This window comes from Rhizobium sp. SVR5-2C (assembly GCF_056755115.1).
Genome location: NZ_JBNDHT010000065.1, coordinates 1 through 10,340, shown reverse-complemented (window position 1 = coordinate 10,340; position 10,340 = coordinate 1). Strand labels below are relative to the sequence as shown.

Below are 10,340 nucleotides of genomic sequence, written 5' to 3'. Positions count from 1 at the left end.
TTTTGGAGAAGGCACCATGCGGCCCGACACGACAGGGATCGCTTTCCAACCAAAGCGATCCCTGTCGCCCGTCGGCTATCGCCGCACGATCGGCGTTCTCCAAAGGATCTTGTTCGTTCGCTCCTGCGCGCCATCGAGCTTGCTGCTCAACACCTCCACCGGGGTCGCGACCTTATTGATGCTCTCTATCGCCGTATCCAGCTTGCCGCCGAACGATTGCACTACACGATCGACGCGTGCGTTTGTCGCCTCAAGGCCTTTCTTGTTTTCTGCGGTCGCCTCTCGCGCCCTCGTCGGCTTGGCGCCCAGATCTTCGAGAAGCTGCCAACCCGATACCGCCCGACGTCCACGGGGGAGGAGGTTCTCGAACTCGCCGAAGATATGGAGACGACGTCGCACAAGCTGGAGACCCGGATCTTCGGCCGCGATCAGGGGTGAGGGGACTTCTGAGGGTGACACTGGCTCCGACTCTGGCGACGCGGCTGCTCATGCCTGATCTCGCGGAGTTCGCGCGCCAGCATCCTGAGATCGAGATGGATGTCCTATCGTCCAGAGGTGGCTCGGTTTGTCTGAAAAGTTCCGGACGTTTCGCTAAGTGGATTTCCGCCTCGATTATGCCTTGAAAGCCGGGCTATGGTTCCGGCGCGGTCGTCTCGCGATGGTATCTCCTGTTCCTGGCATCTAAGCCGAAGTCAGGCAGATATTCCACTTATCCCGGCTGTACCAATTTCCCGAGCCACCTCTTCCGGCGAACTCGCAAACCTCACGAACCGCGAGGCCGACGTCGCCATCCGGGTGGTGTACGACCGCAAGACCCTCCCGCTCAACCTTCATGCGCTCAAAGCGCCCGATGTGCACGGCGGCGTCTACATGTCGCGCGATCTGTTGGCATCGTGGACGAACGATCTTTCCACATCGGTCCGCTGGATCGTCATAAGCGCCCACGGAGTGCCTGCCTGGGCGACGAATTCGCAACCCTGTCCGTGATCGGTCGCGATGAAGATGCGGCCGTCGTGGTGAATAGCCTGCATCGTCGCTTTGCCGAGATCTTGAGTCGAAGTGGTTATGCGGTCACTTGTAGCATGGGGCGATGATCGTTCCAGCCAATGTCGAGGTTGGCCGCGGCGAGCTTCTTCGCGAGGCAGATCGACTGATGTATCCGGCCTCCCCGGCTCGGAGCGAGGAGCAGTTCCGCCTTCTCGTCCAGGGCGTTACTGACTACGCGATTTACCTGATTGACCTGGAAGCAATGTCGCCAGCTGGAACGCGGGAGCTCAGCGCATCAAGGGCTACGCACCCGAGGAGATTATCGGACAGCGTTTTGCGCGCTTCTATACCGAAGAAGATAGGGCGGCGGGTTTGCCAGAGACCGCGTTGAAAACCGCTGCGTCCGAGGGACGTTTCGAACGAGAGGGCTGGCGTGTCCGCAAGGACGGCAACCGTTTCTGGGGCAAACGTCATCATCGACGCATTCATTCGGATGATGGAACGATCATTGGGTTTGCAAAGATAACCCGCGACATTACCGAAAAGCGCCAGGCGCAGGAGGCTTTGGAGCGAGCACAGCAAGAGCTTTTCCAGGCGCAGAAAATGGAGGCTGTAGGCCAGCTTACAGGTGGCATCGCGCACGACTTCAACAACCTTCTGACGGCCATACTTGGCAGCTTGCAGATTGCACGCAAGAAGGCGGCGTCACTTCCCGAAGTGGTTAACCTCGTCGATAATGCAATCCTTGGCGCGAAGCGTGGCGCGTCGCTGACGCAGCGACTGCTGGCGTTCTCGCGAAAGCAGGATCTCAAGCTGGAGCCTGTTCGTGTGCCGGTCCTCGTTTCGGAAATGGCCGATCTTCTGCAACGCTCAATCGGTCCGGAAGTCGAGATCGGTACGACATTTCCACTGAACCTGCCGCTTGTAATGTCGGATCCCAACCAGCTTGCAACGCCCTTCTCAACCTGGTCGTCAATGCCAGAGACGCCATGCCGAACGGCGGCGCGATAACGATCTCCGCAAAAAAGCAGGTGGTCGGCGAGCGTCAGATAAAGGACCTGCGCGCCGGCGAGTACGTTTGCGTCTCGGTTAAGGACGAGGGCGTTGGAATGGACGCCGATACGCTGGGGAAGGCGACGACTTCCTCACCACCAAAGGGGTCGGCAAGGGTACGGGCTTGGGACTTCCGATGGTTCAAGGGCTGATGGCCCAGTCGGGTAGGGGACTGATCCGTCAAGTCAGAGCTTGGAAGCGGTACGACGGCAGGAGGTTGCGCCGTCCAGGCCGCTAACCGTGCTTGTTGTCGACGATGATAGCCTCGTTTTGATGAACACCGTGCTCATGCTGGAGGATCTTGGCCATTGCGCGGTTGAAGCACAATCGGGCGAGGACGCGCTCAACCTGCTGGCGGACGGTCCATTGCCTGACATCGTTCTCACTGATCAAGCGATGCCTTACATGACTGGTGCAGATCTCGAAAAAAAGATCACGGAGCGCTATCCGGGCTTGAAAGCTGTTCTCGCGACAGGTTACGCCGAACTTCCGGATGGAGTGAGTGCCGACCTTCCGAGGCTGTCGAAACCGTTCACACAGAGCCAGCTCAACGAGATACTAGCTGCTCATGAGAACTGCTAGGGTTTATTTCGAAAGCGTTTCGAGGTCGCTCGCAAGCTCATTGCACCGGATGGCTCGGCCGGTCTGGACACGCCCGCTGTAGTTACGGCCCGCCCTCCCTGACCGCGCGCTCCAGCTGTTGCGCATGTCGACGATTGTAGGCATGTCACCTCGGTGAGGGTGTGATGTTGCGAGTTGCGCTTGTGGCCAGCCAATGCTTTTTCTTGCGCCATGCTACGCGGAAAAGCGGGGACCGGCATTAATAGACACTGCGATCGACGCGCTGATTGCTATCGACGATACGGCACGCGGTACAATCGAGCAGGCCGAAGAAAAAATCGCAGCGTGAGTCCGGTACGGCGTGTCCTCATTCCGGGATTACATTGAAGGGGTTTTTCTCCATCGGCCGCCTTCTGATGCCGTTTTGCTTGGAGGCGCCGCCGAGCCGCGGACGTGTTCTACTCGCGCGTATCGTCGGGACTGCCTCGAAACCTATCGCCAACGCGGCTCCCGCGGAGCATTGTGGAGAAGCTCGCACGCTGTCGCAAAGGGGCCAAATAGCTGAAGCAGGCGGGTTTCTTCTTCGTGGGACAGTCGATGTCGCTCTGCAAATTCCCTGACCGACCAAACTTTCATTGCGGCTCCTTCGTCGATCTCCGTCGGCTCAACGCGCTCCATGGTCTTCTCCTTTGTCTTACACCGATACTGAAGAAGGGCGATAAGTTAGAGTATGATTAGAGTTACGCCTCAATCTGAAGGTTAGCATGACGGGCGGCAGCGATTAGGGCCAAGCGCGCGTAAGCCTGCGAACGCTTTCCTTCCATGGCCGAAGCGCATGCCTTCAGCGCGCGTAGAAAGGGACCGCCTGTGAGGACAGGCCACCTGTCCGCTAGGATCCACGCTGCTTCACGTGCGCTCTTTATAACGATTTTGGCCGAACCGATGGCCACAATAACTGGTCTGTTCCACACTTTATCGTCGTTCATGTGCATGCACCTCGCCGGCGCATAAACGCGGGTGCCAGACTTTAGTTCCGCGCAACATCATACAACCTCGATCTCCTGGCGCGGGCCTCCTCTGCGCCGGGTGATCGGCGGCTGCTCCCCTCTGGGTCGAGCTACCGCTATCGCTTCGAAATGCTGCAGCGCAAGGCATTTTTCGTCTTGAATACCCACGTCCACTTTCGTAATTTTGGGCCATCAGACGGCGCAAATAACGGAGGTGGAGTATGGCTCCTTCATTTTTTGATCGTGCGGTCTATTTGCGTGGCGGGACCTTTGTCACCGAAATCACGTGCCTCGAAGAGGTCTTTGACTTTCTTGACGATTGGCCGGAGGAGCGCCACGATTTGGCGTATGACACCCTCCATAGAGCCTGCCGCAAAGCGGCGAACGGCTCGTTCCCGCTGGGGGCTGTTCGCGACAACTTCGAGCGGTTCGCAAGGAGGGCAGGCATCCTTGCCGAGATCGAGGAGGTTCCGAACTTCCTTGCCCTTGATCGCGATCGCAACGTGGGAAACGCGTAACAAGATTTATCGCGGCGACAGGCGATCATGCGGCAGGTTGAGCTTTAAGCTCCCAGCCGTATTATTTTCGTACGTACATCTGGAAACCAGTTAGCTGAGTCACGACGTTGATGGTAGCGCTTCGCGTTTCCGAACGGCCGGTGCATAGGTCGGATACCGGATCTGGAGCTAACGTAGCGCCGGCCTCGTTCCGGCTGACGGTGATGCCCGGGGTGGGTTGAGCTGGCAACGCTGGCTCACCGCTGCGCTTGCTATTTCAGGCGGTTGGCTGTTTTATCGCACGCGTCCCGATCCGACCCATGCCGCATAAAGATGCGCGGCGCACTTCGGCTGAGATCCCGTGCTTTCGAGCGAAATAACTCACTTCGTATACCTCGCCTGCTGCTATCCGGCTGCGTCCTGTTTCCCCTTCTTTGTCTTGTCGTCCTACATTCGGATCTCCGTTGCTACAGATGCAGAATGCACAATAGAGGCTAGGAGTTCCCTTCCTTTAGGGGAGGGAGTCCGCCCCACCGCATGTGCGGTCGTGGGTTCGCCCCCCCTGCCGCGACGCTTTATCTGCGGCTTAGCCGATGAAACCGAACAGCCTCGCCAAGCTCCCGATCACTCCGGCGCTCGCACCCAGCATGGCGAGCGCCATCGCCGGCCAGATCCACCAGTCCGGCCGCGCGGCTCTCCCTGATCTTCTGGTCTTATTCTCCGAACCACTCGTTTCGATGCCCCGGCCGCCACTCTCGAGCGAAGCCCTCCCTGAGCATCTTCTTGCCGATTTCTTCATCGTTCGCTCGATAGATATTCACCAGCGGCCGGTGTGACGGCGTCTTGTCGACGACGCCGCTCCACTCAACCCGCAAGCCCTTTTCAGTCAAAAACTCTTTCAGCCTTCCCTTGGCGATTAACGCCAGCTTCCGTTCCTTGATACATTTCGCGTGCGATCCTATCTCCGGCGATGCCCACGACGGACGGAACACCTCGTATGGCCTTCGATGATCATTTATCCCCCATTGGCATAATGGCCGAATAGCAGCTTCCCCGCCTTCTTTCCAAAGGAGCTGCATTTCAGGCGCGCCTCTATATCATCGATCAGCGCGTGTCGTTTCCCATATGGCAGAGCCCGCCTGCCAAATGGCCGCTGCTCTCCACAGGCCGAGCATTTCGCGACGATGTCCACGTGATGCGGGCAGACGTGGATATAGCCTGGTGTCCAATCCGGTATCGGCACAAACCGGCGCATGCGTCATCCTTTCCTCTTCCGAGGTCAAATGCCCTGAATTGGTGAAAGGCGGCCGCCACGTGGATAATTTCAGATCAGTGTCGGTTCGGGATCGGGGTCGATCTCTTCGATGATATGGGTGTGTCGTTCTTCGGAGATCCGACCTTCCGGTCGATCGGCCACATCGTCATCAGTTCGGAGGAGAACGGCTTCATCAGGTCGTTCGGATCAGGCTCCGGAGATAGCCAGCGGCCATAGTCTTCCGGGTGGAGAATGACCGGCATGCGGTCGTGGATCGCGGCCATCATCTCGTTCGCCGGGCAGGTGACAATGGCGAACGCGCGAATTTCAATCCCAGCCTGATCTCGGAATGTTTCCCAGACGCCGGCCAGCGCAAACAGCCTTCCCGACTTCATGGCGATGGCGTAGGGCTGCTTGTTCTTGCCAGTGCCGAAGATGTCCTTCCATTCGAAGAAGCAATAGGCACAAAGGCAGCGGCGCGCGCGATAGGCTGCCTTGAACATGCCGTTTGTGGTGATGCTTTCGCAGCGCGCGTTGATCGGTGGCCTTCCGCCCGGTGGCATCCACCTCGGGATCAATCCCCATCGTGCGCTGACGAAGATTGTGCCCTTCGTGACGGGCTCGCGCACCAGGTCTTTGATGATGATTGGGTACTCGAGGGAAAGGGCACCATTGTAGCGGGGAAATTGATTGGAGAGGCCGAGCGCGCCCTTCCGATCTGCGAACGCAAAGGCGTCCATCATGCTCTCAAGATGGTCTTGATGAAAATGCGTCCGCACATGCCAGAGCTCGCTCCCCCTGATTTCGAGAGCGTAACTAAATACGCCCGTTCGATGTTCCGCAATGAGGACACCGTTTAGCGGTCATACCTAGGCGACTAGCCACGAACCATGCCGCGGCTAATCGCGCTTACCGTCAAGGCGAGCTGAAGCCTGAGGTGACGGATGTCGGCCAGCAGCGTTGCTATCGTTGCCTTGGCATCGTCGTCATGAAAGGCGAGGGCGGCTTCAACCTCATAGTCGATGTCTTCCTTTGTGGCCGGATGCATCAGAGAACGAACCCTTCGGCTCTTGCCGTGTCAAGAACCAATTGGATCGCGCTATCGGGGCTCTCGTCGTAGGCAAACCAAGCAGGTTTGCCCGATGCATCCTCTCCGTTGATGATCGATCGGAAGACGCCGCAAGCAACCCCGCGGTTGCAATCCACGGCGACCTCCAACTGACCCATTGGCGCGCCGGAACCCATATCGTAGGCTCCGGCTACGAAGAGGTGCATCTGCTCGATATCGGCGCCTACCTCCAGCGCAGCAATCAGACGCGGGTGCGCGTCAGTGATAGTGGCTTCGTAAGGCGGTGTCCAATAGGTGCCTTGCTCCAATTCCTCTTCCTTCGGCTGCCGGGGCATAACCGTTCTCCTTTTTCTGAATTGTCAAGCAGGCGGCCGTGGCCGTTTGTTCTTATTATGTTCTCACCGTAGAGAGGGTCAAGACATCTTCTTGAGAAGGTCGAGAAGGATGGCCGTCTCGTCGTTGGCGGCAAGCGCCAGCATGCAATTGTCCGCCAATTCTCCTATTGCTGCGACCGCCTCTCGCTCATGCCAGCCTGCGGCGACTGCGGCAGCAATCAGATCGCGGAAAGCGAACTGCAAGGCATCTTGGCAGCGGATGTGCCTATCGGGATCGTCGTCTGTAACGAACGGCCTTGAGATATCGCTCATATATCGATGATGGCTGATTCCTACTGATTAGCAAGGTATTCCTGATACAGTGCTGGAATGTCCAAGCTGCCGAAGTCAAAGCCCCTTCTGCAGACTGAGAAGCCGGTTCGATCCCGGCCCGCAAGCCTCGCGATCGGGCACAGCCCGATCTCCCCCTTGATGCAATGCCGGCGCGCATAGAGCCCTGCCTTGCGCTGCTGAAGCCCAAAGTACCGAAGGGACCGGATTGGGTCTACGAAATCAATGGGATGGATACCGCCTGGCTGTGCACATCGAGCCCAAGGGCGCGAGGATCATCACCCGCGGCGGCCATGATTGGACGCATCGCTTTCCCCGCATCGAGGAGGCTGTCAAGCAGCTCGGCGTGAATACGGCGATCCTCGAGGGCGAGGCAGTCGTCTTCGATGATCGGGGCCGGTCAGACTTCCGCTGTTGCAGCAATCGCTCGGCGGCCGGGAGGCAAGCAGAATTTCTTTGATGCGATGTTTGTCGCCTTCGACCTTCTTCTCTATTTCGACGGGCACGATCTCACCGGCATGGACTTGATGGCTCGGCGGCATTTGTTGGACGGGCTGATCACCGATCGTGATGGTGTCATCCGGCTCTCCGAAGACATCGATGCAGATGGCGACAGGCTGCTTGCCCTTGCTTGTCCGCACGGCTTCGAATGCAGGAGAGAATGGAGTCCTGATCCGACGATGTCCAATTCGCCGCGAGTATCGGTTCAATTACCGTCGGGATGTACGTTCGGCGCCGCGCATTTGCTGTGGATACTCCCACGATCGCCGTCGCGTAGCTTTTCAGCGCACCTTTGTTAAATGGACAGTCTTGTGTGCCTATGTGTGATTTCAGCTCCTCCCTAGCTCGGCCGTAGATTTGCTTCGGTCCCGAGGTCTCCTGCAACGCACCATACGCTGCTGCGCCCTCACAGGATTAACGACCGGGCATAACGCTCGATGAGCGCACGAAGCTGTCGCTAGACCGCTGTTTCTAATCTCGAGATGCAACTAACTTTTTGTCGCGATAAACCAGCGCGCCGCCCAAATTGTCGGATCCAGTGTCGCGCGGGCGAATGTCGGCTGACAGTGACAGCTCTGCAGAGCAGCTTCAGCCAAGTTAAGGTTGTCAGCAATTTTCGGAAAATACGAACCTGTTTGAATTCCATGCTTTCTAAGCGCAGCCGCCCGCTTTCGCCGCGGCCCGACCCGGGGTTATCGCAGCTTTAAATGCGCCGCGGATCGAGGTCACGGCGGCCACGGCGAGACCGACTTCGTAGCCACACTCGAAAGACGCGACACCAGCGGCCAGTGCCACGCCGGCAAGCTGCGCAATCCGGCTCGCCGCATTGTTGATGCCCGAGGCAAGCCCTTCGTCCGTCTGGTCAACGCTCGACAGGACGGACGCGATGAGCGGCGCCGCGAGCACGAATGACAGGCTAAGATCGAAATGGTCGGACATCAATTCGACGTTCATCAGCATACCGGGCATCTCAAGAAATGGGCAATATGTGGACTCATGCGGACATACCGGTCGCTTCGAGATGGCTGTGACTCTCGGTTTGGAGAGGCGATCCCGTATGAAGAGACCAGTCGCGCAACCGCGCAACCTTTACGAAGGCGTCAAGCGCTGGTGAGTAGCGTCGGCCCTGCACGGCAAGAAGCCGGACTTCTCGCCATACCGGATCCCCCTCGATCGGAAGCGCCTTTAGGGAGGGTAATCGGGGCATATGCTCGGGAGCGAGGACTATTCCAAACCCCGCCTCTGCCAAATGCTGCAGGTGCAAGTCGTGGCAGCTGCGATGGTTGGGATGCGGCGGCGGCGGCGCGTCGGCAAAGCAGAGACGGCGAAATTTCGGAGCCACGTCACAATAGGTGCGCTCAAGAATAATGGCTTCGCGAAGCGCTTCGATTCCGATCGCCGGAAGATCGGCAAGTTCATGCGACGAAGCGAGAACGGCGACATAGCGCTCTTCGAACAGCGCCCAATCGTCGATTCTTTCCGGTCTCTCGTCGAGATCACCAACCAAGGCGACATTTACTTCGCCCTCTAATAGGAGCTCGACAAGGCGGCTTGGCGGCTCTTCTCGAAGCTCGACATGGAGGCCGGGGACGAATTTGCGGATCTCAGCGATGGGCTCGAGAACGAGCGATGCGGAAATGGATGGGGCGAGACCGATCGTTAATGGAGCTACTTCCTTTTGCTGAAACTCCCGCGCCCGGCGTCGAACAGCCTCAGTCGATGCAAGTGCGCGCTCAAGCATGGGCAGCACCGCCTTGCCCAAGTCAGTGAGGTGGGTAAGTTGACGTTCTCGGTAGATGAGCTCGCCCCCAAGTTCCTGCTCCAGCTTTTGCACGCCCTTGGTCAGTGCCGGTTGCGTGACGTTACACATCTCCGCGGCACGCGTGAAGTTGCGCGTGCTTGCGACAGCTAGAAAGTACCGTACCTGGTGGAGCTCCATTGGTGTTCACCGTCAACTGTTTCGGTCACTACTGAGCCCCTGCGATGGCAATGCAGCATCACGCTGGGGGCGCGGGGGGGGGCGCTATATCCGAAAGCTACGTTGCCACCGGTGCCGTCGCGATGAAACCCGCGTCGGGCGTCCCTGGACGGGCGGACACGCTTTGTGGAATCCAAAGCGGGCCCAGCGGCGAGGATCAGTGCATCAGGCATGCGCGAATATGGCTAAGGATTGGAAAGAGCTCGGTTGGGTCGCAGTGTCGGGTGTAGTTAAGGCTGATATCGGCGTACTCCACGATCCCATCTGGTCTTATTACGTACAGAGCTGGCATCGTTAGTGTCCAACTCGACTCCTCATTCACGGCGGCAAGGTCGAGACCGGATTCTATTTCAGTGGCGCGCAACTCTGGGGACAGCTTCCAACGCAGGCCGAACGCGCGAGCTACCTTCCCGCCGCGGTCGACGAGGTACCGTCCGCCGTCCAGGCACGAAACTCGATCTCGGCGATCAGGGTCGGCTCGACCCAGACAATATCGACGCTTCCGGAATAGGGTAGGGGGCTGTTTTCGCTTCCAGGGTAACTCGGCGCGCCATACTTCGTCTATAATCACTCACGTAGTTCCATAAATCGCGGCGCTGACGACAAGCGCGCTGGCTACAATGATGACAATGTCGTCCCCGAAGCCGGCGAACGCTGCCTCGTGCGACACGATGCCGGTGGAAACTGCGACAAGCAGCGCGAGAACTGCAATGAGGTCGTAGCGGAGCCGTCCCCATATGAAAGCGACCATCAGGCCGATCAGAATG

The 10,340-nt window shown here is 58.4% G+C and carries 12 protein-coding genes and 6 pseudogenes; 8 read left to right on the top strand and 10 right to left on the bottom strand.

Annotation, left to right across the window (positions count from 1 at the left end):
- Positions 1 to 174 precede the first annotated feature (174 nt).
- The 5 genes and pseudogenes from ACPYOI_RS19045 to ACPYOI_RS19025 all read left to right on the top strand — a co-directional run.
- A pseudogene (locus ACPYOI_RS19045) lies at positions 175 to 551 on the top strand (hypothetical protein); the annotation flags it as partial.
- 190 nt (positions 552 to 741) lie between these two features.
- Positions 742 to 975: pseudogene (locus tag ACPYOI_RS19040) on the top strand (LysR family transcriptional regulator); the annotation flags it as partial.
- A 306-nt stretch (positions 976 to 1,281) separates the two neighbouring features.
- Positions 1,282 to 1,998: a PAS domain S-box protein gene (locus tag ACPYOI_RS19035; RefSeq protein ID WP_481423178.1), complete on the top strand. Its 717-nt coding sequence runs from the start codon at positions 1,282 to 1,284 to the stop codon at positions 1,996 to 1,998.
- The gene (locus ACPYOI_RS19030) at positions 1,977 to 2,192 is read left to right on the top strand and encodes an ATP-binding protein (RefSeq protein ID WP_481423170.1); all 216 of its coding nucleotides are present in this window, start codon (positions 1,977 to 1,979) and stop codon (positions 2,190 to 2,192) included. Before ACPYOI_RS19035 ends, ACPYOI_RS19030 begins: the two co-directional genes overlap by 22 nt.
- 88 nt (positions 2,193 to 2,280) lie before the next feature.
- Entirely contained in the window at positions 2,281 to 2,622 is a 342-nt protein-coding gene (locus tag ACPYOI_RS19025; protein WP_481423169.1) for a response regulator, read from the top strand.
- Between the two features lie 471 nt (positions 2,623 to 3,093).
- Here ACPYOI_RS19025 and ACPYOI_RS19020 read toward each other — a convergent pair whose 3' ends face one another.
- A complete protein-coding gene (locus ACPYOI_RS19020) occupies positions 3,094 to 3,279 on the bottom strand; it encodes a hypothetical protein (RefSeq protein ID WP_481418865.1) in 186 nt (61 codons plus the stop codon).
- Between the two features lie 62 nt (positions 3,280 to 3,341).
- Positions 3,342 to 3,587, bottom strand: a complete 246-nt coding sequence (locus ACPYOI_RS19015; RefSeq protein ID WP_481423177.1) for a DUF982 domain-containing protein — start codon at positions 3,585 to 3,587, stop codon at positions 3,342 to 3,344.
- Between the two features lie 242 nt (positions 3,588 to 3,829).
- Between ACPYOI_RS19015 and ACPYOI_RS19010 the strand changes: the two genes are divergently transcribed.
- Entirely contained in the window at positions 3,830 to 4,126 is a 297-nt protein-coding gene (locus ACPYOI_RS19010) for a DUF982 domain-containing protein (RefSeq protein ID WP_481418867.1), read from the top strand.
- Positions 4,127 to 4,698: 572 nt separating this feature from the next.
- Entirely contained in the window at positions 4,699 to 4,941 is a 243-nt protein-coding gene (locus ACPYOI_RS19005; protein ID WP_481418868.1) for a hypothetical protein, read from the top strand.
- A 488-nt stretch (positions 4,942 to 5,429) separates the two neighbouring features.
- Here the strand turns inward: ACPYOI_RS19005 and ACPYOI_RS19000 are convergent.
- The 4 genes and pseudogenes from ACPYOI_RS19000 to ACPYOI_RS18985 form a co-directional block, all read right to left on the bottom strand.
- A pseudogene (locus ACPYOI_RS19000) lies at positions 5,430 to 6,141 on the bottom strand (SOS response-associated peptidase).
- A 96-nt stretch (positions 6,142 to 6,237) separates the two neighbouring features.
- Positions 6,238 to 6,408, bottom strand: coding sequence for a hypothetical protein (locus ACPYOI_RS18995; RefSeq protein WP_481418869.1), 171 nt, complete (start codon positions 6,406 to 6,408; stop codon positions 6,238 to 6,240).
- Positions 6,408 to 6,764, bottom strand: a complete 357-nt coding sequence (locus ACPYOI_RS18990) for a hypothetical protein (protein ID WP_481418870.1) — start codon at positions 6,762 to 6,764, stop codon at positions 6,408 to 6,410. Before ACPYOI_RS18990 ends, ACPYOI_RS18995 begins: the two co-directional genes overlap by 1 nt.
- Before the next feature lie 78 nt (positions 6,765 to 6,842).
- Positions 6,843 to 7,076, bottom strand: a complete 234-nt coding sequence (locus tag ACPYOI_RS18985; protein WP_481418871.1) for a hypothetical protein — start codon at positions 7,074 to 7,076, stop codon at positions 6,843 to 6,845.
- A 57-nt stretch (positions 7,077 to 7,133) separates the two neighbouring features.
- Between ACPYOI_RS18985 and ACPYOI_RS18980 the strand changes: the two are divergent.
- Positions 7,134 to 7,744: pseudogene (locus tag ACPYOI_RS18980) on the top strand (ATP-dependent DNA ligase); the annotation flags it as partial.
- A gap of 502 nt (positions 7,745 to 8,246) precedes the next feature.
- On the opposite strand, the gene ACPYOI_RS18975 reads toward ACPYOI_RS18980, so the two are convergent.
- From ACPYOI_RS18975 to ACPYOI_RS18960, 4 genes and pseudogenes are all read right to left on the bottom strand, one after another.
- The gene (locus ACPYOI_RS18975; RefSeq protein ID WP_481418872.1) at positions 8,247 to 8,555 is read right to left on the bottom strand and encodes a hypothetical protein; all 309 of its coding nucleotides are present in this window, start codon (positions 8,553 to 8,555) and stop codon (positions 8,247 to 8,249) included.
- 34 nt (positions 8,556 to 8,589) lie between these two features.
- Positions 8,590 to 9,534 (bottom strand): LysR family transcriptional regulator, encoded by a 945-nt coding sequence (locus tag ACPYOI_RS18970; protein ID WP_481423168.1) that lies wholly within the window; start codon positions 9,532 to 9,534, stop codon positions 8,590 to 8,592.
- Positions 9,535 to 9,975: 441 nt separating this feature from the next.
- A pseudogene (locus ACPYOI_RS18965) lies at positions 9,976 to 10,114 on the bottom strand (non-homologous end-joining DNA ligase); the annotation flags it as partial.
- Between the two features lie 45 nt (positions 10,115 to 10,159).
- Positions 10,160 to 10,339 (bottom strand): annotated as a pseudogene (locus tag ACPYOI_RS18960) (SLC13 family permease); the annotation flags it as partial.
- Between the last annotated feature and the right edge of the window lies 1 nt (position 10,340).

Coding starts and splice junctions, on each gene's coding strand:
- ACPYOI_RS19030 (WP_481423170.1), top strand. CDS start 1,977: ATGCCGAACGGCGGCGCGATAACGATCTCCGCAAAAAAGCAGGTGGTC.
- ACPYOI_RS19020 (WP_481418865.1), bottom strand. CDS start 3,279: ATGGAGCGCGTTGAGCCGACGGAGATCGACGAAGGAGCCGCAATGAAA.
- ACPYOI_RS19015 (WP_481423177.1), bottom strand. CDS start 3,587: ATGAACGACGATAAAGTGTGGAACAGACCAGTTATTGTGGCCATCGGT.
- ACPYOI_RS19010 (WP_481418867.1), top strand. CDS start 3,830: ATGGCTCCTTCATTTTTTGATCGTGCGGTCTATTTGCGTGGCGGGACC.
- ACPYOI_RS19005 (WP_481418868.1), top strand. CDS start 4,699: ATGAAACCGAACAGCCTCGCCAAGCTCCCGATCACTCCGGCGCTCGCA.
- ACPYOI_RS18995 (WP_481418869.1), bottom strand. CDS start 6,408: ATGCATCCGGCCACAAAGGAAGACATCGACTATGAGGTTGAAGCCGCC.
- ACPYOI_RS18990 (WP_481418870.1), bottom strand. CDS start 6,764: ATGCCCCGGCAGCCGAAGGAAGAGGAATTGGAGCAAGGCACCTATTGG.
- ACPYOI_RS18985 (WP_481418871.1), bottom strand. CDS start 7,076: ATGAGCGATATCTCAAGGCCGTTCGTTACAGACGACGATCCCGATAGG.
- ACPYOI_RS18975 (WP_481418872.1), bottom strand. CDS start 8,555: ATGCTGATGAACGTCGAATTGATGTCCGACCATTTCGATCTTAGCCTG.
- ACPYOI_RS18970 (WP_481423168.1), bottom strand. CDS start 9,534: ATGGAGCTCCACCAGGTACGGTACTTTCTAGCTGTCGCAAGCACGCGC.